The sequence below is a fragment of the Bacteroides bouchesdurhonensis genome (assembly GCF_900155865.1).
In the GTDB taxonomy this organism is placed as follows: Bacteria; Bacteroidota; Bacteroidia; order Bacteroidales; family Bacteroidaceae; genus Bacteroides; species Bacteroides bouchesdurhonensis.
Window position 1 is genome coordinate 2,068,711 of record NZ_LT707006.1, and the last position, 23,494, is coordinate 2,092,204.

Sequence of the window (23,494 nt, forward strand, 5' to 3'; positions counted from 1 at the left end):
TAAGTATTATAAGTTTTGATTATTTGATGACATAAATAAAGCTTAAGCCTATTTTGGTCGGACCAAAATAGTTACGAGTATTATGTCCTAGCTTTTCACCTCCGTCACCGCGGGCATATTTATCATACTTTACGCGCGCATATCCGACCCCGATGGTTGCCTCCATACTCCAACGTCTGCTGATAATCCATTGATATCCGTATGAAATACCTGCACCATACAAATTTCCGTCATAACGGTCGTGCCCCATTCCGAAAACATTCAGATTACTGACATCCACATCAGCATAGTGACCATGCAGACCAAAGAAACTACCGTTAAAACGTTCACAAAGCCAATAGCGCAATTCCGGTTGGACCAGCCAGTGTTTGATTTGTCGGTCGTTTCCAAATTTCCATGGATTATAGTTACCCGATACATCCAGAGTCAGTTTTTTGGAGAGTGCGATTTCAATTCCCAGGTTGGGAGTGGAAGTCGCCCAATACAAAGCATTTGTCTTAATAGCAAATTTGGGTAAATAGGTTTCATTACGTTGTACCTGTGCATGAATGCTTGTACCGAAAGCGAGCAGGAAACCAACTGCTAGTAAAAGTTTAATTGTTCTCATTTTCGTTAGGATATTGGTTTTTTTAAAATGATAAGCGATAAACACCTGACCATGGGACTTTGTTGAGGCAACCGGTAAAAAATGTCTGTGAATAAACAAAGAAAGATGTTTAAGGGCATAAATGCTAACAAATTATCGTGTAAAAACGTTTATTATAGTAAAACATCAAATATACACAGTTTATGAAGGAGCTAATCAAAAACCTGGAAGAATTAAACAGGAAAGCTGAGAAGGGGGGCGGAGATGCCCGTATTGAGAAACAACATTCGGTGGGCAAACTGACAGCCCGTGAACGTATCGATTTACTTTTAGAAAAAGGTTCATTTATCGAGTTGGATAAATTGGTCACTCATCGTTGTACCGATTTCGGTATGGAAAAACAGAAATTTGCAGGAGACGGAGTAGTTACCGGTTACGGTATGATTGGAAAACGTTTAGTTTATGTTTTTGCACAGGACTTTACCGTATTTGGAGGAGCTCTTTCGGAAACACATGCCAAAAAGATTTGTAAAGTGATGGACATGGCTATGCAGATGGGAGCACCTATCATCGGATTAAATGATTCAGGAGGTGCCCGTATCCAGGAGGGAGTACGCTCATTGGCAGGATATGCTGAGATATTCCTTCGTAATTCGATGGCTTCGGGGGTTATTCCACAAATCAGTGCGATAATGGGGCCTTGTGCCGGAGGTGCGGTTTACTCACCTGCACTGACCGATTTTATTCTGATGGTAAAAAATTCCGGTTATATGTTTATTACCGGTCCCGATGTCGTGAAAAGTGTGACTCAGGAAGAAGTAAGCAAGGATGATCTGGGCGGAGTGGATGTTCACATGACAAAATCCGGCGTTGCCCATCTTTCTGCAGAAAATGATATTGAATGTATTAATTATATCAGGGAATTGATCTCCTACCTTCCGGGAAATAATATGGAAGAACCTCCTTTTGTAGCTACCAGTGACTCGCCTACACGCTTGACGCCGGAACTATCTGATCTGATTCCTACTAATCCGAATCAACCTTATAATATAAAGGAGATGATAGAATCCGTAGCGGATGAGAATAGCTTCTTTGAACTTCAACCGGAGTTTGCACCGAATATTGTTACCGGTTACATTCGCCTGAATGGAAAGACAGTGGGAATTGTAGCTAATCAGCCCTTGGTGTTGGCAGGAACATTGGATATAAATGCTTCCGTCAAAGCTGCCCGTTTCGTCCGTTTCTGCGATGCATTCAATATACCATTGCTGACATTGGTCGATGTGCCGGGATTCCTTCCGGGAGTGGATCAAGAATACGGTGGCATTATTCGTAATGGTGCCAAATTGCTTTATGCTTATTGTGAAGCTACGGTTCCCAAAGTAACCATTATCACACGTAAGGCGTATGGAGGTGCTTATGACGTGATGAGTTCAAAACATATCCGTGGGGATGTGAATCTGGCTTTTCCAACAGCAGAGATAGCTGTAATGGGACCGGATGGTGCCGTAAACATCTTGTTCCGCAAAGAAATAGATAAAGCCCAGTCACCCGAGACAAAACGAAAAGAACTTCAGGAAGAGTATCGCGGGAAATTCGCTAATCCCTATCGGGCAGCAGAGTTAGGTTATGTGGATGAAGTGATTGATCCGGCAGTTACCCGTTTGCGGTTGATCCGCAGTTTCGAGATGCTTGCCAACAAGCGTCAGTCCAATCCGCCCAAGAAACATTCAAATATTCCACTTTAAGACTAAGAAAGGAGAAAAATATGATCAAGAAAATATTGGTTGCTAACAGAGGCGAAATAGCCTTGCGAATCTTCCGTACGTGCAGAGTGATGAATATCTCAACAGTAGCCGTTTATACTCATGTAGATCGTAGTGCTTTGCATGTTCGTTATGCAGAAGAAGCATATTGTATTTCTGATTCACCGGAAGATACTTCTTATCTGAAACCGGAATTGATATTGGCAATTGCAAAAAAGACAGGTGCGGCTATTCATCCGGGATATGGTTTCTTGTCGGAGAATGCGGACTTCGCCCGTCGTTGTGAAGAAGAAGGAGTGATCTTTATCGGACCGAGTGCCGACATCATTTCGAAGATGGGAATTAAGACTGAGGCACGTAAGATTATGCGTGAAGCCGGATTACCGATTGTTCCCGGAACTGAGGCTCCCGTACAAGGCATAGAGGAAGTAAAAAGGGTTGCCAAAGAAGTGGGCTATCCTATCATGTTGAAAGCTCTTGCCGGTGGTGGAGGAAAAGGGATGAGACTGGTTCGTTCGGAGGAAGAAGTAGATACAGCCCTTCGTCTTTCGCAATCCGAGGCTGGGACGTCTTTTGGAAATGATGCAGTCTACATCGAAAAATATATCGAAAATCCACATCATATCGAAGTGCAGATAATGGGAGATAAATATGGTAATGTGGTTCATCTTTACGAACGTGAATGTTCCATTCAGCGTCGCAACCAGAAAGTGATTGAAGAATCACCGTCTCCTTTTGTGAAAGAAGAGACGCGGAAAAATATGTTGAAAGTAGCCGTAGAAGCTTGCAAGAAAATAGGGTATTACAGTGCCGGAACCTTGGAGTTTATGATGGACAAGGATCAGAATTTCTACTTCCTTGAAATGAATACCCGGTTGCAAGTGGAGCATTTAGTAACCGAAGAATGTACGGGAGTAGATCTGGTACGCGATATGATAACAGTTGCAGCAGGTAATCCGTTACCTTATAAACAGGATGATATTAAATTTAGCGGGGCTGCCATCGAATGTCGTATTTATGCAGAAGATCCGGAGAACAACTTCATGCCTTCGCCCGGAGTGATAACAGTGCGTGAAGCTCCCGAAGGTCGTAATCTTCGTTTGGATAGTGCTGCTTATGCCGGTTTTGAAGTATCTCTGCATTATGACCCGATGATTGCCAAGCTATGTTGTTGGGGACGTACTCGTGCTTCGGCTATCTCTAACATGGCTCGTGCTTTGCGCGAATATAAAATTCTGGGAATAAAGACTACCATTCCTTTCCATCAACGGGTTCTGAAGAATGCCGCATTTCTGGAAGGAAAGTATGATACCACTTTTATTGATACCCGTTTTGATAAGGAAGACTTGAAGCGGCACCAGAATACAGATCCTACAGTGGCTGTGATTGCAGCTGCGGTGAGACATTATGAAAGAGAGAAAGAAGCTGCTTCCCGGGCGACAACTCTTCCGGTGGTGGGCGAATCTCTTTGGAAGTATTATGGCAAGTTACAGATGACTGCCAACAATTATTAAATGGAGTAATAAAAAAATATTAATATGGGTACAACATTAGCTACATATTATGCCAAACTTCTGGATATGCCGGATACAGAATATAAGGTAGAAATTCTGGAAGATGGACCGATCAAGAAAATTGCGGTCAATGGCAAGGTTTATGAGGTGGATTATAATGTGGGAGGTGACTCCATTCATTCAATTATCATCGATCATCATTCTCATGGAGTACAGATTTCTCCTTCTTCCAATAATTCATATACAATCATGAATAAGGGAGAGCTTTACCAAATTGAGTTGCAGGGGGAAATGGAGAAAATACATAACGCACGTGCTGCTGCAGAAGCTGTGGGACGTCAGGTAGTGCAAGCACCAATGCCGGGAGTGATCCTGAAGACATACGTTAAGAAAGGAGATGACGTGAAACGCGGGGACCCGCTTTGTGTATTAGTCGCCATGAAAATGGAAAACGAGATTCGATCTACGACAGATGGAACGGTAAAAGAGGTATTTGTAGAAGATAATATGAAGGTAGGGTTGAATGACCGTATCATGGTGATTGAATAACTTTATTTTTCTGTATTGCCATGACCGATTGGGAACTCTGTGAACTATTCGGGGTAATCGTCCCAGCATTTAGGGACGGACAATCTCACCTCCAGAGTCGGGAGATTGAATATCCGATATAAAGATGGTTAGCTATAAACAGTAAACCAAATAAAAGTAGTAACTTTGCCAAATAATGTCAAGACATAAAATGGTAATAAGATGTTTTCGGAACGCATAAAAGAGCTACGCATTCAAAATCAGATACCGCAGCGACAATTAGCTGCGGCTCTGAATATTGACACAGCGACATATTGCAAAATAGCGAAAGGAGAAAGAAGAGCCAAGAGTGAACAAGTAGAAATAATCGCTCAGATATTGAATGCATATAAAAACGAACTTGTAACTTTATGGTTGGCGGATAAGGTTTATAATGTGGTAGGCGATGAAATCAATGCACAAGATATACTCCATGTTGTAAATGAAAATATTGTAAGATATGGGCAAGATATATAAAACTATAGATTTATTTGCAGGTATTGGAGGTATCCGACTAGGTTTTGAAGCACATGGATGTGAAAATGTATTTTCTTCAGAATGGGATAAATATGCCCAAATGATGTATGAAGCAAATTTTCATGAAACACCCTTTGGGGATATTAATGATATAGCCCCCGAAGATATTCCTGAACACGATATTCTCTTAGCTGGATTTCCTTGCCAACCGTTCAGTATCGCTGGCAAAGGCTTAGGTTTTGCAGATACAAGAGGTACATTATTTTTCAATATTGAAGCGATCCTTAGAGCAAAGCAACCGGAAGCTTTTTTGTTAGAAAACGTAAAACGGCTTACAACTCATGATAATGGGAATACCTTTACGGTGATTTTGGATAGATTGAATAAATTGGGATATACCGTTTATCATAAAGTATTTAATTCGTTAGATTTTGGCGTTCCTCAAAAAAGAGAAAGAATTTATATTGTAGGCTTTAAAAAGCCTATACAATTTAAATTCCCGAAACCTTTGGGGTATTTTAAACCTTTATCCGAATTATTGGAAAAAGAAGAAGATATTCCCGCCTCATATTTTTTGTCAGAAACAATGAGGCAGAAACGTTTTTCCGCTCTCAAAACAATACCGCCCAAACCTTCTATTTGGCATGAAAATATCGGAGGTAATATATCTCCATTGCCATATTCTTGCGCATTAAGAGCTGGAGGAAGTTATAATTATTTGGTTGTAAACGGAGAAAGACGATTGACTTCACGTGAAATGTTGCGACTTCAAGGATTTCCCGATTCTTTTATTATAAATATCCCATATTCACAAGCACGAAAAGTAGCTGGGAATTCCGTATCGGTTCCTGTTATACAAGCAATAGCTGGTGAAATGATTAAAGCACTTGATGAACAAAAAACAGCCGTAAAATATAAAGAACTTAATTTATTTGGAGATTATGACTCTATTGGAAGCAAAGCAAGCGTTAGATAAAATCATATCTAAAGGCAGAGTACATTTATATAAGCCTATTCAAATCGCAGAAATTTTATATCGAGATAGAGTTCATGGAGATATTGATTTATCAGATTTGGAAACTTATAGAAACGCCTCAAAAAGATGGCGTGATGTAGTCTGTTTGCAATTTTTGGGAAGAACATCGACATCCTCGGCAAGGTATCAAGATGATGTCTTTAATGAAAATGCAGTACCGCCTTCGGTTCTTGAAGTATTAGGAATTGAAAACAGACAAAATAAAGGTGTTGTAGAAAAATATATTTACGACCGCTTCGAGCAACGCTTTTCACAAATGTCAAGCGGTTTGGATTATTGCCATACACATGATAAAAGCAGTTTCAAAGTTATAGAGTTTATCAATCTTTTTTGGAATGAACCTGGATTGAGGAGAAGTGTAGATAAAATATATGAAATAGTAGTATATGCTTTGTTTTCGGCTCTTATAGAATGTCTTAAAGTTAAGGTTACAGTTGAAGCTGATAAGGCAAAACAAAAACTATTGGAAGAATTTTCTGATTTTGCCGAACGTGTAATCGGATTATCAAAAGAACGTTCAACGGTAACCGTCAATGCTCGAATAAATCGTGTCGGAGTTACCAATGCTGCCGATAGAGGATTAGATATGTGGGCTAATTTCGGTATGGCTATTCAGATAAAGCATTTGTCCTTGACCGAAGAACTTGCGGAAAATATAGTATCATCGGTATCATCTGATAGAATAGTTATTGTATGCAAAAATTCTGAAGAAAAACTAATAGTTTCGCTTTTGACACAAATCGGATGGAAATCTAAAATTCAAAGTATAGTAACGGAAAATGATTTAATATCATGGTATGAGAAAGCACTTAGAGGAACTTTTGCAGAAGAAATAGGTGGTAAAGTTCTATCAACTTTATATGATGAGATTTTATTGGAATTTCCTGCAACCAATTGTGATGACTTTAATGATTTCAAGCACTGTAGAGGTTATGATTCCATTTTACTAAATGATATTTGGCGTAATAGTTAAATGAGTTTATGTTATACGGAGTCAAAGAATCAATTTCGAGCTGTTGATTTTTCTGATAATCAAATCGTTACCTCTGTTTCTCGAATACTCCGTTAAATGTTTATTCTTCAAACGGTTGTATCAAACCGCTGAAAATTTTTAATAAAAAGTCTTGTAATATCCTTATTATTAAAACTTTTATCTACATTTGACAGTTAAGTATATAAATACCCCAGTATCTTATGGACAGTGAACAAACAAAAGCAACACTCGAAGAGCAACTAGAGGCACTTAGAGAAGAGAATGCCCAGTTGAAGAAACGACTCTCTTTTCCGGAAGAGCGTGTTCCTTTTGATTTTAGAGAAAAATATGCGGTTAAGATATTAGATTCACGGCCGGATATGCAGACTGTTTTCAAACACGATGAAGTCGGTGTGGAAGTGTTGCCGAACGAAGTTACCGAACAGATCATTACCCAACGTCAATTGGAAGTTTTTAAAAGAGTGTTGGATAAAGTTAGCGACAGTATACTTGCCGTCTCAGCAGAAGGTACATTAGTCTATGCTAATAAACAATTCATTGAAGAATATGGCGTAACCCAACAAGTTGGCATACAAAAGATCTATGATTTGCCAGTTTCCATGAAAACACCTGAGGCTTGGCAAGCACGTCTTCAGCAAATACGGGATAATGGTGGCAGTTTCTCATATCGTGCTGATTACACAAAAAAGGGATACAATAACAAAGGGGTTCACCAAGTCTCCACGTTTCTGACTAAAGAAGATAACGAAGAACTAATCTGGTTCTTTACTCAGGATATTACCGATGTCATCAAAAAACAAGATGAACTTCGGGAACTCAATGCCTTGCTCGAAGGGATTTTGAATAATGTCCCTGTTTACCTGTTTGTGAAAGATCCGGAGGATGAATTAAGGTATTTATATTGGAATAGAGCGTTTACTGAGCATTCAGGAATACCCGCGTATAAAGCTATCGGACATACGGATGCGGAAATCTTCCCCGAAAGCGGGGATGCCGAAAAATTCCATAGGGATGATATGGAAGTACTACGCACTCATGAGCCTCTTGAAATGCAAGAAACCTATATTTCGGCTAGTGGAGAAACACGTATTGTGCAAACATTAAAAACACTGGTTCCTATGGAAGGACGTAAACCATTGTTGATTGGCATTTCATGGGATATAACCAGCCTGAAAAACATAGAGCAGGAATTGATAACAGCTAGACTTAAAGCAGAGCAGTCCGATAGATTGAAAACAGCTTTTCTTGCTAATATGAGCCATGAGATACGTACTCCTTTGAATGCTATTGTTGGCTTTTCCAAACTGCTGCCTTTAGCAGAAAGTGCGGAGGAAGAAGAAACCTATTCAGATATCATCAATCAGAATTCTGACATCCTTCTGCAATTGATTAATGATATTTTAGATTTGTCTAAGATAGAAGCAGGTACGTTGGAATATATCAGGCACCCGATGAATCTTGGAGAATTATGCCGTACCATTTATGAAGTGCATAAAGATCGTGTACAGGAAGGAGTGACTTTATTCTTAGACAATCCGGAAACAGACTTGATGATTGAGGAGGACCATAACCGCATCATGCAGGTCATAACCAATTTTATTACCAATGCTTGTAAGTTCACTCATTCAGGTGAAATTCGTTACGGTTTTGAAGTACGCGAGGACCACATTTACTTTTATGTAAAGGATACCGGTATTGGAGTAGCACAAGATAAGATCAACCACATTTTTGATCGCTTTGTTAAATTGAACTCTTTTGCCCGAGGTACAGGATTGGGACTTGCCATCTGCAAAATGATTATAGAAAAGATCGGCGGTGAAATCGGAGCCGTCTCCGACATAGGCAAAGGTTCCACTTTCTATTTCACTATACCTTATAAAGACAAAGACCGTGCCTCCTCCTAACAAAAAACATCATTTTCTCTATCATCCTATCACCAACCTTCGGAAACTCCTTGTTGATCGCGCTTTGGAGCGGTGATAGGTTGTTATTTTATCTATCACCTCATCTATCACCTATCACCTATCACCTTTGCCGATATCCTCTTTGTTTTATTCCTGTTCTTTAATACCTAACTTCTTTTCCTCTGATAGATAAATCATTCTTTATTGGGACTAAACTATAAACAAAAGTTGCATTTTTATAAACGAAGCTTGCGTTTATATGAATGAAACTTGCGTTTATGTAAACGGAACTTGCGTTTATAGATTTTGATTAATAAAGAATAACTTTACCATTAAATAACAGAAAGTTTATCCTAGGAGCAGAAGAACTAATCTATGAATGCTTCTGTTGAACCTTGTCCCCACGGAAAAAGGACTTGCCGTGTACCACATCGTCAAGGACAAGCGCATTGCCGACATCGAAATGACCGGGCAGTGGGAAACAGCCCTTACCCGTATCGAGGCAGGCGGGATTTCAAGGTGTTATACCCATAAATTAAGGAAATAGTTAATAATGTACTGATATACATTGTTATATAGATAAAATGTGTAACTTTGCAAACCAATTCGAATATAATGGCAAATAAGAAATACTCTCTGGCTATTGAAAAAATAGATGAAGCAGCGAAAGAATTTATTGCTGCTCATCCTATTTATACCCTTCATATAAAGGACTGTAATCAGGGAAAACAAAAACAAATTGAGATTGTCAATACAAAAAGTCAGGAAAAGGGCATACTGAACTGCTACATTACCGTAGGGCAAGTTTCTCACAATATACAAGGCAAACAGGGCACATTAAACGGCATGTGTGAGAGTTGCTGGGAATATATTGTAGAACAGACAGCCATTCCCGAAATGGATCAGAAATGCTTCAAATTGAAAGGTGTAAGACAAGATGATTTCGACACACTGATTGAAGCTGTAAAAGAGTATAACAACGTTATTGTAACCGAGTTAAATACTGAAAAGAACCCGGCAATTCGGAACCAATACCATTTAAAAGGAAAATACGACGCTAAAATCTCCGTCATTTTCTATAACAATGGTACGCTGATGGTACAAGGAAGCATAACTTCTTTCTATGTCGAATTTATCACCGAAGTGTTGCAAGCCATCTCTTCCGTTCCCTCCGAAGTGATAGAAGAGGTATTTGCCATTCAAGCACGGGCAGGCTATGCTTTGGATAATGACCTCAACAAGCATATTTCCAGAATGGAACACATTCGAGGAAGTGTGATTGAGAAGTTTATCAATACGTCTGTCAGCTTGGCTAATTCCGGAGTTAAAGTGGACGATTACGGATGTTATACTTTTGGTATACTGAAAGCGTTGGATGCGGTTTTACGAACCCGTCTGCTGGAAGATGCACCGGATTTCGAAGACTATGGAACTTATTTCCAGAAAGACCGTAATGGAAAATATTGTTTCAAGAGTTGTGTCGGAACCTATAATGATAACGAGCGTTTAAAGCAAGCTTTGGAACAGGGTTATTCATTTTTCAACCAACATAGACATTCGACATTCCACGTGGATAGCCCCAATATAGAAACAAGCAGGACTCTTGAATATGACGAAGCCGTAAACATAATCAGAGATAGCCTTGTTGTTATTAACAATATATGTAATAATTGGTAGTATGGAAAATAAAGAATTTCAAATAATCCCCTTGCAGGAACGGTGCTTGTTGGTGGTCATATTATCGTCGGAAATGACGAGCCACTACTGGAAAGAGCTTCAGGCTGAATTGGCAAATTGCAATATTGCTGATGCAGAGGTCTATTTTGATTTTCTGTACCGCAATGGACTAAAAAACAGGTTCTTTAAATCAGAACTTAAAGGGATTACATTGATTGCCAATTCTCTGAAAAAGTGCGAAGTGCCTCAAGAGTATATCAAGGTTGCTGATACTTTTTTTGCTTCACACTCAAAGTGGATTGATAGCAGCGTTTTATCTTCTTTTCAAAAGACCTTTTACAAAAGAAGAATTACGGATGAGCAACCGTTAACGATGGCATTATAACTATTCAATTGGTTATATAAAACTAAAAAAGGTGCGACACTGAAGTGCACCCCAAAAGTTGGACGTTAAATTAAACGTTAATTATAAATTTCTCTATAGTAGTGAGCTCGGTATTGTGCCGGGCTCATTCCTTTTTATCACCGTCTTTCTTCCTTTGTAAACGGAACTTGCATTTATAGATTTTGATTAATAAAAAATAACTTTACCATTAAATAACAGAAAGTTTATCCTAGGAGCAGAAGAACTAATCTATGAATGCTTCTGTTCGTCACTTATAATATAGTGAGACTATGGATATGGTAAATCGAACTATTTTTATTTAACTGCTTATGGGTAAATTCCCCCATTTCATGTAAATCAAAGGAGTGTAGAAAGTTATTCAACACTTTTTTCAGGTTTTGTCCTTAATAAATTCCCAGAAAATGTCTTTTGTCCTGAAACTTAAAAAATATTATTAGATATTAAAGAATTTCTAATAAAAGTTCTCTCTGTTATTAAATAAATTAATAAGTTTGTTGCACGATCAAACAAAAATACAGTATGGGGACACATGGGGAACAATTATCTGGTACTAAACTGTACAATATGACAGCTACAAATATTAATCTGTATAAAGGGGAAATGAAAGATACAGATGACGAGGTACTAATAAATGAAAAGATGAAGGACATATATGAAAATATTATTTATGTTCTTGAAGATAAAAAAGTTTATCTTGACGCTCAGTTAAACCTGACAAAGTTAAGTCAGATTCTATTTACGAATACGACCTATCTTTCAAGGGTTATTAACCTCCTTTTTAAATGTAATCTAAAGACTTTACTTAATAGATATCGCATCAACTATGCCAAAGAACTTTTGAAGGAGGAAGAATGCGATATTCAAAGCTTACCTACTAAATGTGGCTTTGTCTCACGAAGCACGTTTTATAGTGCTTTTACTAAGTTTGAACATATCACACCATCAAACTTTCGATCACGTATTCTGAGTTTGAAACTACGCAATAAAGAAATTTAAGTTAAATATAATTTTTTATTTTTCAATTAAACTACTTATTTATTATGAAGAAATGGACTTTTTTGGTTGCATCTGCCATGCTAGTGGGTGCGACACCGGTCTTCACCGGATGTGTTGACAATGACGAACCGGAGGGCATCAATATCCTTCGAAAAGCTAAGGCTGAACTCATTATGGCAAAGAAGGTGATAGCAGAAGCTGAATCTTTGCGTGTGAAAGCGGAAGCTACAAAACTGGAAGCAGAAGCTAGAGTGCAGGAAGCTGAGGCTGAATTGAGAAAAGCGCAAGCTGAGAAGGTAAAAGCTGAAGCTGCACAAGTTGCTGCTTTAACAGAATCTGAAAAGGCAAAGTATGCAGCTCAAATAGCAGAAATAGAAGCTCAAATCGCTAAGTCTAAAGCTGAAACAGAAGTGGCTATTGCTACGGCTGAAGCCGCTAGACAAGCTGCTGAAGATGCTCATCAACAGGCTTTGGCTGAAATAGAAAAAGCAAAAAATACACTGTCTGCAGATGAACGTGCAACTATAGATATGTATCAACAACGTTATGATGCTGCTGCAAAAGAATATAATGAGCGTTATATTGCTTATACTAATGCACAAAGTGAATATGTAAAAGCTTTGGCTGCTGCAGAAAAGGGACAGAATAATGTTCAGTATACAAGAGAGCTGGAACAGCATGTTATAAATCAACAGGAGAATGTTGAAGCTAAGAAGATTGCTTTGGAAGTAGCTGAGGCTAACTTGGAAGAGGTGAAAACATATGTACCTGGCACACTTGCTGTAAAACTGACTGAAGCGCAAGATAAATGGAACGACATTCAAGATGAGTTGAATGCTCTAAACGTGAAGATAGCCGAAGAACGCATTAAGAATGATGCAGAATACAAAAAACAGGCTGATTTACAGAAAGCATACAATGACTTGACATCTACAGATGATGCTAAAATTTATGCAAAACCATTGACTATTGAACTTCCGACAATTGGTATTCCGGGTTATCAGAAAGGTAAATATGAGATTATAAAAGAAAATGTTTATGGTTTCTGGGTTGATAAGGATGGAGAGGCTATGACTTCTAATGGTAAAAATGGCTATACAACAGCAGTAGCAACAGTAAAAGGCTTCATTTCAGGTCTTACTAGTAAACAATTGGATAAAGATGACCAAGCGTGGACACAAGCCAGCATTAATGAAATGACTGCTGAACTGAAAGGTTTGCAGGAAAAGTATGATGCTAATTTGAAGACATGGCAAATGGCTGTTGATGGTTATAATAATGGTAATGGTACTGTATATTCTAAATATGCTGGTTACAATCCACTTATTAACCGCATTAATAACTATAATGCATCGGTTGAGAAACTGGAGCCTTTGAGAAAAGATTGGTTAGAAAAGGCAGAAATTAAAAATGCTGCAGAAGAGGCTTGGAATAATAAGATAGGTTCTAATGAACATACAGCATGGGTTATATACAAAGAGGCTGCTAACAATGCTAGGGAAGAATATGAAAGTGTAGTCAATAATAAGTATGATGGTGCAACGGAAGATGGAACAGCATGGGCTGCATATAGAGCTACTCAGAAAACATTAATCAATGCTCTAGACAAAGCTTGGGAAGACATAAAGGTGGCAGAGGCAAATATTAAACTGCTGGAAACAAAATTAGCACAGAATCCTACGGATGAGGCATTGAAGACACAATTAGACGCTGCTAGAAAGGAACTTGGTGCTGATGATACTGAAGGATTGAGAAAGGTCTATGCTGAGGCATACAAAAACTATAATGAAGGTATGGCTAAGGCTACCGAGATTTGTGATAATGCGATTGCAATAGCTGAAAAAGAATCTGCGCTCGCTTTTGCTCAAGCCTATAAAGATTATACGAATCATAGAATTGATTGGTCTGAAACTAATGGGGTAGATCCTGCATTTGTAGCTGAATTAAAGAAAAATTATGAAGATGCGAATGCTGCATGGGAAAAGGCAAATGAACTTTACCAACCGGCTAAAGAGGCAGCAATTGCACTCTATGAAGAGATGGCTGCAGCTTATGTAACTCTTAAAGAGAATGTATTGGATCATTTAAGTGGTACTCAATTTTTATCATCTTATTATCCTACTATTATTACGCATGGATTAGATATCAGTGAGTATGCTTTATGGCTTATTCAATCTAACCAATCTGCCTCAACTTTTGATATCAAAGATCTTGAAATTAATAGCAAAAACTTTGTGATTGTAGCTTCACGTGTACTTTACGGTTTGCCTTCAATAAATGATAAGTCTAATGATCTAGAGTATAATAAGATAATAAATGGCTTATTAAATGCAGAACGTATCACTCCGCTTGAAAAAGCAGAACTGGACAAAATTATTATAACAGAACATAATTTGACTTTGATAGATCGTGAATATGATGCTCCTTCTTACTATAAATTCTATGGCTCTTTCGGCGATAAACTAGCTAAAGAGAGAGATATAGCCTATGCTAAAGCGTTTATTAACGAACAGCCAACGATTGATGCCGTTCTTGCAACTCTGAATGAATATTTGACCGATTTGGAAGCAGAAAAAGATGCACAAGGTGAAGTGGTATTGGAAGCTTATAACAATTGCGAGGAACAAAATGAAGTAGTCAAAGAATTGGAAGCTGCATTCGAACCTGAAAAACGCGAATTGACAATGAAGAGCCAACTGCAAAGTGATCTTGTTGTTGCTATTAATGGAGCAATAGAAGCAAAAGGAACTTCTGAGGAAGCTAAACGTGATGAAGATGCTATCGAGGAGTTAATTAAAGATTATACTGATGCTGTGAAAACCGCTAAGGACGCTGAATTCGAAGCAGGTACTCAATTGCAAGAAGCAGAAAAGGCATTGGAGGCATGGAATAATGAGTTGATTGATATAGCAGATGCTAAGAAAGTATTGATGGACAATGCTAAGTATTATCTGGATATAGCTAAGACAACTATAGACAATACTGCTGCCCAATTGCAAATGATCCTCGAAAGAATCGGTGTATCTACTAAAGAATAATAATAAACTAAGAAGATTAAGATGATTAAGAAACTTTGCACAATCTTATTGTCAGCCTTGCTCGCTGCGCCTCTTTGGGCGCAGCCTGCCAAAGGCGATAAGGATGGTGTAGTGTTTGCTCCCCGTAAAGGTCAATGGCAAATCTCTTTGGTGTTAGGTGGAAGTAACTCTTTTTATAATGAGAATACAGGAAGTTATCTTCTGCCTGCCTATAACAATGCTGCCGGAAGCATCGGATTACCCAATGGTGGTACCGGAGGTATTCTGGACAAAGGTAGCACTTCCGGTGATGTCATTGCAAATGGCAATCAATCAGGTTATCTGAATGATTTCCTACAGATTAACGGGTTTAATAATAATAGCTTGGTGAATATCGTTGGCTTGCAAGCCAAATATTTTTTCAATGATTGTTGGGATGTAAATTTCTCTTTGGGGATGAATATCAATGTTACTCCAAAGAAGGATTACATAGAAGGTGACAATAGTGTGGCCGATATGGTAATTCCCAACCAGAAATATGTCAATGCGCAAACCACTAATAATTGGTATGCAAATGTTGGCACCGAGCGTTATTTTAAGACAGGCAATCCACGCATACATCCTTATATAGGAGCTACGGTTGGTTTCCAGATGGCACGTATTGAAACAATGGAACCTTATACCGGTAAAATTTATATGAGTGAAGATGATGATAACGAAGACGAGGCTGTAGACCAGCAAGTCTATCTGCCTGCAGGTAAAGTAGGTCAGATGTTTGGCATCAAGGGTGCTCTTGTGGGTGGTATTGAATATAGCTTAGCTAATGGATTTGTTATTGGTTTTGAATGTCAGCCATTAGCATATCGTTATGATATCATTCAAATTGCTCCCAAAGGATTCGACAAATATAATTTGTCACATCATAACATAAAAATTATAGATATGCCGGTATTGAAACTCGGTTTCCGGTTTTAATAGAACTGTGCGTTAATAATAACGTAATGTATGTAAATACAGGGAAGGCGGTTTTGCTAACATGTTTAGCCGGATCGCCTTCTTTGCTTAAATAAAATCAAAAATGAGAAAATATCTTCTGCTTTTATTTATATGTGGCTCGATAGTAGGAAGTTGTAGTAAACAACAAAATATACAACCGAGTTGCGTAGTGGAGATGAAAATCGAATATCCTGAATATTCTCATGGTTATTTAAGGAATATAGAGGGCAAGTATTTGGATTCGCTCGTTGTGACCAACGGTCATTTGAATTTAGAACGTACAGATAGTCTTTTGATGCCTTATGTAGCAATTATTAGCCTCAAGAATCCGGCTGATTCTATAGATCGCATTGATATGCCGTTCGTAGTAGAAGCTGGAAAGGTTAATATCGAAATTGGAGAATATATCAGTACGAGTGGGACTCCTCTAAATGGTCGGTTGCAAGAGTTCTTAAATGATTTGCAAGCTTTACGTTCAAGTCTTGATGTAAATATTTCGATAGAGGAAATGAATCAGCTTTTCTCCGAATTCTATAAACAACAGATTCTGAGCAATAAAAATAATGTTCTTGGGCAGTATATTTATATGAGCTATGGCATTCATTTGAATGATGCGGATCGTGATCTGGTAAAAGCACAGTTGGATAGTTAAAAAACAATTTACTATGAAATTTAAATCAATTATTACTTTTCTGGCTCTTGCGGCTGTTTGTGTAAGCACGCAGGCTCAGGAAAAGAAATTAAATCCGAATCCATGGTTTATTCAGGGACAGTTAGGAGCTTCTTATTCTAGCGGTGATGCAGCTTTTGGAAAGCTGATTGCACCTTCGGGAGCTATTTCTTTCGGTAAATATTTCTCACCTGTGTGGGGAGCCAGACTTTCTATTAGCGGTTGGCAAGGACGTGCCGGTTCGGAAATAACTAAGAAAGCCCATGGATTCTACTATGGTGCTGCTACTGTGGACGGATTGATGAATCTTAGTCAGTTGATACGGAAATATCCCGAACGATTGTTCGATGTAAATGTGATTGCCGGTATAGGTTTCAATCGTGCTTTTAGCAGTAGCGTGAGTTCTTTTATGGGACGATTGGGATTGCAAGGAAGCTTCCGGATGAATGATGCACTTGATTTTAATATCGAAGCTACCGCCAACGGTGTATCTGATCGCTGGAACGGACGTGATGATCATTCTATTGACACTTACTTTAATCTGGGATTGGGCTTTACCTATAAATTCAGAACAGGATACAAATGTGTTACTTGTATCTCGAAAGAATATCCGGAAACGCTCTATACGGAAGAAGAAGTGAATGAAATGATCAACGAACAGCGTGCGAAAACTGTAGAGAAGATTATTCAGAAGACTGATACTGTAGTGATAAATTCTGAAACTACGCCTACTACAAAAGTGGTAAGAGGGATCAGAAGTCACGTGAGATTTGAGCTTGCCAAGACAAATATTGAAGAAAGCCAAGTACTAAACATCCTTGCTATTGTTGATTACATGAAACAATTTCCCGATGCAAAAGCTACTATTATGGGATATGCCGATAATGGTACCGGAAACCGCGAAATTAATCTGAGACTTGCCAAGCAACGTGCCGAAGCTGTTGCCAATCAGTTGATCAACAAATACGGCATTAGCAAAGACCGTCTCACTGTATCGAGTATGAAAGATAGAGAACAACCTTTCCAGACTAACGACTGGAACCGGGTTGTGATTATAATTGCTGATTAGTCCATTTTAGTGAAAAGGCTTTTATTGTTTTCAATAAAAAGCTCTCTATGAGGACAAGGTGCCAGAAATCCTTTAGGAATCCTGGCACCTTTCTTTTGGAATGTGCCATTCATTCCTAACGCAGCAAACGGAAGCTTAGAGATTTGGGTAGCCTCCATTATCAATCATCAAAACCAGAAACAATTCACTGTATTTGGATTTCAGAAACGAAAGTGCTATCTTTGTGTTCAGATACAATGATATCTAAATACAGATATTATTATATAAATCAAATACAATTGTATGCCTTTAATTTATAATTTTGACATAGAGACGCCTGAAGAGCTATTAGCTATTCTTGCTCAAAATATGCAGAAACGCAGACTTGAAAAGGGGCTTTCCCGGGAAGCACTCACCGAACTGAGTGGTGTCCCGACACCTACTATTGCAAAATTTGAGCAGAAGCATACTATTTCGTTGGCATCCTATGTGGCATTGGCAAAAGCATTGGGCTATTCCAAAAACATCAAAGAACTTCTATCCGAGCCGTTATTCAGCACGATGGAAGAACTGGAAATGATTAACAAAAATAAAAACAGAAAGAAGGGGCGTAATGAAATCAGTAAATAAACTAACAGTAACCTATCACAACCGGAATGTCGGAACGCTCAGCATGACTCCCGACAACCGCCTGTGCGCCTTTCAATACGACAAAGAGTGGCTCGCCAATGGATTTTCCATATCCCCGCTCGACCTTCCTTTAAGACCAGACCTATTCATTGCCAAGCCGGAACCGTTTTGGGGAAATTTCGGTATCTTCGAGGATAGTTTGCCCGATGGCTACGGACGTTACTTACTCAACCGCTTACTAAAAAAGCAAGGAGTAAATGACAACGAACTAACTCCTTTGCAACGATTGAGCATCGTCGGAACATCCGGCATGGGGGCCTTATGCTATATTCCAGAAACCTATATCGGTGAAGAAAAATCACTTCCCAAACTGGATGATCTTCAGCAAATGGCTTTGGATGTATTATCAGAGAAATCCGATAAGGCCGAAGAAGTGCTTTACTTCAATAGCGGTAATTCCGGTGGATGCCGCCCCAAATGTTTACTCCACGATACAGAAGGCTCTTGGTTAGTGAAATTCAGACATACATACGATCCCAAAGATATGGGGATAATGGAATACCGCTATAATGAGATCGCTCGTCAATGTGGAATTACCGTCCCCGACTTTAAACTAATGGATGGAAAGTATTTTGCCACCAAACGTTTTGATATGGAAAACGGTATCAGATTACATATAGCCACTGCAGGAGCACTACTCAACGAATCGATCTCGCAACCTAAATTGGAATATAAAACACTACTCCACCTCACCGGCTATCTTACCCAAGACCCCAAGCAGGTAGATGAAATGTTCCGCCGCATGGTTTTCAACGTATTGACAGACAACAAAGACGACCATGCCAAGAACTTCAGCTTCATTTGCAAAGAAGGGGGTTGGTCATTGGCTCCGGCTTACGATTTAACCCGGTGCAGTAACGGGTATAATGGTGAACACGCCACCTCTGTTAATAATCACGGGAATCCAACTATCGATGACATGCTTGTCGTTGGAGAGAGTATTCGTATTCCCCAGAAAAGAGGGCGAGAAATGATACAGGGTATTGCTGAAGGATGTGCAGAAATAATATCTAAAGATTATATCTCCGCTCTAAAGTAGATGTAAATTGTTGAAGAGTTCTATCGAAACAACACCCGAAAAGGTATTATTCCAAAAATAATCCCTATATTTGTACCCGAAAAGGTATTGAACATGGATAATCTACCATTAAACGAATATGTGAAAACTAAGCGCAAGATGCTTGGATTTTCGCGCGAAGAGTTTGCACAGAAAGCAGGCGTAGGGCTGCGTTTCCTGCGTGAATTGGAACAGGGTAAGGAAACCCTGAAAATGGACAAGGTAAATCAAGTATTAAAATTGTTCGGGGTACAATTGGGCGTTGTACCAATGGACAGAAATAATCTGATAGAGCAATGAAGCAGGCTAAAATATTTATGTACGACCATCCGGCGGGTACGCTCACTGAGGATGAAAACGGTTATACCTTTGTGTATGACATAGGTTATTTGGCAAATAAAAATGCCGAACCTGTAAGCCTTACATTACCTTTGACCGATAAACCCTATGTCAGTAACGTACTACATCCTTTCTTCGATGGGCTTATTCCCGAAGGCTGGCTGCTGGATATTGCCGAAAAGAACTGGAAAATCAACAACCGCGACCGTATGGCTTTGTTGCTTGCCTGTTGTAAAGATTGCATAGGAGCGGTCAGTATTCAACCTATTCAAGAATGAGAATCATGGAAAGATGTTTATATTGCTATCAACCCTTGGAACAAGGGCAAGTTGATTTTCATCCGCAATGTTCCAAGAAGATATTTGGAGCTGCCGTCCCGCCTGTGCTTCCCTATACGAAAGCCGATATTGAATCATTGGCTTTGGAAGTAGTGCGTTCACAGGTTACGATTACAGGCGTTCAGCCGAAATTGTCTGTTGATTTAGAAAAAGATAAAGGGGGTGAAAAACGTTTCACAATAGTGGGTTTATGGGGAGGATATATCCTCAAACCACAAACAGAACAATATCCGTTGCTTCCTGAAAATGAAGACTTAACCATGCATTTGGCAGAACTCGCCCGGATAAAAACAGTTCCTCACTCCTTGATACGGTTTCAGGATGGTTCATTGGCATACATCACCAAACGAATAGACCGCGACAAGAAAGGCGGTAAAATTCCAATGGAGGATATGTGCCAACTAACTGAGAAACTGACCGAACAAAAATACAAAGGTTCTCATGAGCAAATTGCTAAAAAGATAGTGGAGTTCTCAGCTTATCCAGTGTTGGATTTAATCAACTATTTCGAAGTATTGTTATTCTGTTACCTGACTGGAAATGCAGACATGCACCTGAAGAACTTTTCTCTTTACAAAAAGGTAGGTGAATGTGTCTTGGCTCCTGCTTATGACCTCTTATCTACTAAATTGGTTATTCCACAAGACAACGAAGAACTGGCATTGACGTTGAACGGCAAAAAGCGCAAGTTGAAAAAAGCCGATTTTGACAGCCTCTTAAAAACGATGAAAGTCGATGATAAAGTAATCGAAAACGTGTATGACAAATTCTGGAAGGTACTGCCGGAATGGTTTGTATTTATAGATTCTTCGTTCCTGCCAGATGAGATGAAGGAAAAGTATAAAGCATTGATACAGGAAAGGTGGGCTATTTTGAGATAGTTGAATCTGTCTCATAATTCTACACCATGAGTATAGAAACGAGAAATAAACTTAACACTTGCACAAAAAGGAAGTATGAGGATATACCACTATACAAATTTAGAGTCATTAGCTATGATTCTTAAGAATAAGACCATCAGGTTCATCGTCTAGACAAAGTTGATGATATGGAAGAGGGAAATGCTGAATCACTCGGCGTTCGCTTTTGCAAGTATGTATTTGTGTCATGCTGGACAGAAAATCCAGAAGAAAGTATTTCACTGTGGAAAATGTATGGGGGAGATTTCGGTGGTCAAAAATCGCAAGGCTTTATAATCACAAAAATCCCAAAGAAAAACGATAGTTCTTTAGGGAAAGTAGTTCGCCTAAAGTGATTGTTGGCAATATTATCCTCACATATAAACAGTACTTTTTATGCAAAATAACTATCTTTGTCCCTACGACCATTTGTAACCTAAATGCGGTAACAGTCAAACAATCAGCCCACTAAAGTTGATTTCCGACCCTTGCAAATGGGCTGAAAAAATGCGGTACAACACGTATATCGAAAAGACTGAAAACCAACACATCGAATTTCCCGATACTTTCAATGTAATTGCAAAATAAGGTTGGTCCGTTTAAAAGAGCAAAATGCTAACGCTCAATAGTGTAAATATGCTGCATCGACAAATGTCTACTGAAAATATTTACATTGACTCTTCAAAATTAGGTTTTCTATATAAATGTGCATATATTTGTTGGCGATGTTATAATTGATATATGGAGAATGAACAGATACAATATGACTTTTTCATTAGCTATCGCAGAGAAGGTAGTGCAGATTTTGCATTATTACTGTTTAATGAGCTAAAACGACAAGTACCTCATGTTTTTTTTGATTCACTTGAATTGAAAAGAGGTAATTTTGAAACTAAAATTCTTCATGCTATAGAAAATTCAAAAGTTTTTTTGCCTATTATCTCCCTTAATTGCTTTGAACGTTGCATCGATCCCGATGATTGGTTTAGGCGTGAAATCGCTCATGCTCTAAAATGCCAATGTACCATCATCCCTATCTTAATGCCTGAAGCATTCATGCCTAAAAAACAGGATTTGCCTGAAGAGATAAGAGAGATTGTTGTCGAGAATGCTGTTTACTACCATAGAACTAGAATCAATTCACTCATTGATGATATTTTTGATTTTCTGCATAACAGTTCAAGCAATGATGAAATAAGAAATTTCTTTGTTACCCAACTAAAATATGGTAAAATGACAGGAAATCAATACGATGAAGCTTTGAAGATTTTGGGGAAAAATTATATTGAACTGTCTAATAGAGAAAAAGATACTTATATTTACTATTCTGATTGGTTTAAGGTTGGGATTGAACCAAATATTAAAAGTCAAAAACTCACAGATGTACCAATGACTGGAAAAAATAATACTAAATACGGTTTTGATGGGATTATTGAGATGCCTGTGGATACTGTATGTAGAATTATATTTCCAAAATCGGATACTCTCCAGGATGATAAAGTTCAAAATACGAAAAACACAAATAACCCTTACATTTATGGTGAAGTTACTGGTAAACAAAATAATAATAATAAAGGTAGTTTCTATACTATTACAACAGAAAATAAGGAGCAGTTTTTATGTACTTATGCAGACCTTCTTACTGAAGGATTTAGAACATTGCGTATTAGTGATAGAGTACGGTTTATACCTGTTTACAATAAAACAGGTAACAAAGCCATTTATATTATCAAGTTGGAAAACGATTTAAAATATATCGATCATGAATAACGAGTTTAAAGAACATTACGATAATCTTTCATTTTTGTATGATTCATTGTGGACTTACTCTGAAGAATTTATTTCTTATATATCAGAACAAATAATCTCAATTTTGGAATTAAAAGAGAATGACGTATTAGTAGATTGCGGATGTGGTACAGGCATATATACTAAAGCTATTTTGGAAAAAATGAATCTAAAACATAAAGTTATCTGTACCGATTTGTCAGAGGGCATGTTATCTGGTTTGATGAAGGAACAGCGAGTTGTTACGATTCCCGCCGATGCAATAGCATTTTCGGCAATGGACATGACTTACGACAAAGTTTTCATTAAGGAAATGATTCATCACATTGAGATAGGAAAAGAAATTTTGTATAAAAACATATACAATCATTTAACTGATAACGGAATTTTTACAATTCTTTTACTTCCTCCTACTATCGAATATCCTCTTTTTCAAAAAGCTATTCAATATTATGAAGAGCATCAACCTCATTATAGTGAAATAGCAGTAGGTATGGAAAAATGTGGTTTTAAAACAAATATTTCGCAAATACATTATCCGTTAAACATCAAAAAAGAGAAATACTTTAATATGGTAAGGCAGCGTTATATGTCACTTTTATCAGTTTTCAGTGATGAGGAAATAGAATCTGGGATTTCTGAATTGGAAGAAAAATATAAAAATATAGAAAGCCTTAAATTCAATGATAATTTTATAGTTGTTACCGGCAGGAAATAAAAATGGATACA

General features: G+C 38.2%; 22 protein-coding genes and 1 pseudogene. 22 read left to right on the plus strand and 1 reads right to left on the minus strand.

Annotation, left to right across the window (positions count from 1 at the left end; genetic code table 11):
- Positions 1-19: 19 nt before the first annotated feature.
- Positions 20-607 (minus strand): DUF3575 domain-containing protein, encoded by a 588-nt coding sequence (locus CZ225_RS08315; protein ID WP_077153741.1) that lies wholly within the window; start codon positions 605-607, stop codon positions 20-22.
- A 182-nt stretch (positions 608-789) separates the two neighbouring features.
- On the opposite strand from CZ225_RS08315, the gene CZ225_RS08320 reads away from it, so the two are divergent.
- From CZ225_RS08320 to CZ225_RS08430, 22 genes and pseudogenes are all read left to right on the plus strand, one after another.
- Positions 790-2,334: an acyl-CoA carboxylase subunit beta gene (locus CZ225_RS08320; RefSeq protein WP_077153742.1), complete on the plus strand. Its 1,545-nt coding sequence runs from the start codon at positions 790-792 to the stop codon at positions 2,332-2,334.
- A gap of 20 nt (positions 2,335-2,354) precedes the next feature.
- Complete coding sequence (accC, locus tag CZ225_RS08325) at positions 2,355-3,866, plus strand: acetyl-CoA carboxylase biotin carboxylase subunit (RefSeq protein ID WP_077153743.1); 1,512 nt, start codon at positions 2,355-2,357, stop codon at positions 3,864-3,866.
- Between the two features lie 24 nt (positions 3,867-3,890).
- Positions 3,891-4,415: a biotin/lipoyl-containing protein gene (locus CZ225_RS08330; protein ID WP_077153744.1), complete on the plus strand. Its 525-nt coding sequence runs from the start codon at positions 3,891-3,893 to the stop codon at positions 4,413-4,415.
- A gap of 201 nt (positions 4,416-4,616) precedes the next feature.
- Positions 4,617-4,910: a helix-turn-helix domain-containing protein gene (locus CZ225_RS08335; protein WP_077153745.1), complete on the plus strand. Its 294-nt coding sequence runs from the start codon at positions 4,617-4,619 to the stop codon at positions 4,908-4,910.
- Complete coding sequence (gene dcm / locus CZ225_RS08340) at positions 4,894-5,886, plus strand: DNA cytosine methyltransferase (protein WP_077153746.1); 993 nt, start codon at positions 4,894-4,896, stop codon at positions 5,884-5,886. Before CZ225_RS08335 ends, dcm begins: the two co-directional genes overlap by 17 nt.
- Positions 5,852-6,919 carry a HaeII family restriction endonuclease gene (locus CZ225_RS08345; protein WP_077153747.1) on the plus strand — a complete coding sequence of 356 codons (1,068 nt, stop codon included), beginning with the start codon at positions 5,852-5,854 and terminating at the stop codon, positions 6,917-6,919. The genes dcm and CZ225_RS08345 overlap by 35 nt, the downstream gene beginning before the upstream one ends.
- 221 nt (positions 6,920-7,140) lie before the next feature.
- Positions 7,141-8,823, plus strand: a pseudogene (locus CZ225_RS08350) (PAS domain-containing sensor histidine kinase); the annotation flags it as partial.
- A 636-nt stretch (positions 8,824-9,459) separates the two neighbouring features.
- Entirely contained in the window at positions 9,460-10,521 is a 1,062-nt protein-coding gene (locus CZ225_RS08360) for a type II toxin-antitoxin system RnlA family toxin (protein WP_077153749.1), read from the plus strand.
- Position 10,522: 1 nt separating this feature from the next.
- Positions 10,523-10,906: a type II toxin-antitoxin system RnlB family antitoxin gene (locus tag CZ225_RS08365; protein ID WP_077153750.1), complete on the plus strand. Its 384-nt coding sequence runs from the start codon at positions 10,523-10,525 to the stop codon at positions 10,904-10,906.
- A 540-nt stretch (positions 10,907-11,446) separates the two neighbouring features.
- Positions 11,447-11,923, plus strand: a complete 477-nt coding sequence (locus CZ225_RS08370) for a helix-turn-helix domain-containing protein (protein ID WP_083714612.1) — start codon at positions 11,447-11,449, stop codon at positions 11,921-11,923.
- Positions 11,924-11,967: 44 nt separating this feature from the next.
- Complete coding sequence (locus CZ225_RS08375; protein ID WP_077153751.1) at positions 11,968-14,961, plus strand: coiled-coil domain-containing protein; 2,994 nt, start codon at positions 11,968-11,970, stop codon at positions 14,959-14,961.
- A 21-nt stretch (positions 14,962-14,982) separates the two neighbouring features.
- Entirely contained in the window at positions 14,983-15,915 is a 933-nt protein-coding gene (locus tag CZ225_RS08380; protein ID WP_077153752.1) for a BT1926 family outer membrane beta-barrel protein, read from the plus strand.
- Between the two features lie 103 nt (positions 15,916-16,018).
- Positions 16,019-16,588, plus strand: coding sequence for a DUF4369 domain-containing protein (locus CZ225_RS08385; RefSeq protein WP_129585772.1), 570 nt, complete (start codon positions 16,019-16,021; stop codon positions 16,586-16,588).
- Positions 16,589-16,601: 13 nt separating this feature from the next.
- Positions 16,602-17,675, plus strand: a complete 1,074-nt coding sequence (locus tag CZ225_RS08390) for an OmpA family protein (RefSeq protein ID WP_077153754.1) — start codon at positions 16,602-16,604, stop codon at positions 17,673-17,675.
- A gap of 282 nt (positions 17,676-17,957) precedes the next feature.
- Positions 17,958-18,284, plus strand: a complete 327-nt coding sequence (locus CZ225_RS08395) for a helix-turn-helix domain-containing protein (RefSeq protein ID WP_077153755.1) — start codon at positions 17,958-17,960, stop codon at positions 18,282-18,284.
- Entirely contained in the window at positions 18,268-19,383 is a 1,116-nt protein-coding gene (locus CZ225_RS08400) for a type II toxin-antitoxin system HipA family toxin (protein WP_077153756.1), read from the plus strand. Before CZ225_RS08395 ends, CZ225_RS08400 begins: the two co-directional genes overlap by 17 nt.
- A 93-nt stretch (positions 19,384-19,476) precedes the next feature.
- On the plus strand, positions 19,477-19,701 hold the full coding sequence (locus CZ225_RS08405; RefSeq protein WP_077153757.1) for a helix-turn-helix domain-containing protein: 225 nt from the start codon (positions 19,477-19,479) through the stop codon (positions 19,699-19,701).
- Positions 19,698-20,018, plus strand: a complete 321-nt coding sequence (locus CZ225_RS08410) for a HipA N-terminal domain-containing protein (RefSeq protein WP_077153758.1) — start codon at positions 19,698-19,700, stop codon at positions 20,016-20,018. Before CZ225_RS08405 ends, CZ225_RS08410 begins: the two co-directional genes overlap by 4 nt.
- 5 nt (positions 20,019-20,023) lie before the next feature.
- A complete protein-coding gene (locus tag CZ225_RS08415) occupies positions 20,024-20,959 on the plus strand; it encodes a HipA domain-containing protein (protein ID WP_077155752.1) in 936 nt (311 codons plus the stop codon).
- Between the two features lie 167 nt (positions 20,960-21,126).
- The gene (locus tag CZ225_RS08420) at positions 21,127-21,333 is read left to right on the plus strand and encodes a hypothetical protein (protein WP_077153759.1); all 207 of its coding nucleotides are present in this window, start codon (positions 21,127-21,129) and stop codon (positions 21,331-21,333) included.
- A 385-nt stretch (positions 21,334-21,718) separates the two neighbouring features.
- Positions 21,719-22,747, plus strand: a complete 1,029-nt coding sequence (locus CZ225_RS08425; RefSeq protein ID WP_077153760.1) for a toll/interleukin-1 receptor domain-containing protein — start codon at positions 21,719-21,721, stop codon at positions 22,745-22,747.
- Complete coding sequence (locus CZ225_RS08430) at positions 22,740-23,483, plus strand: class I SAM-dependent methyltransferase (protein WP_077153761.1); 744 nt, start codon at positions 22,740-22,742, stop codon at positions 23,481-23,483. The genes CZ225_RS08425 and CZ225_RS08430 overlap by 8 nt, the downstream gene beginning before the upstream one ends.
- The last annotated feature ends 11 nt before the right edge of the window (positions 23,484-23,494 follow it).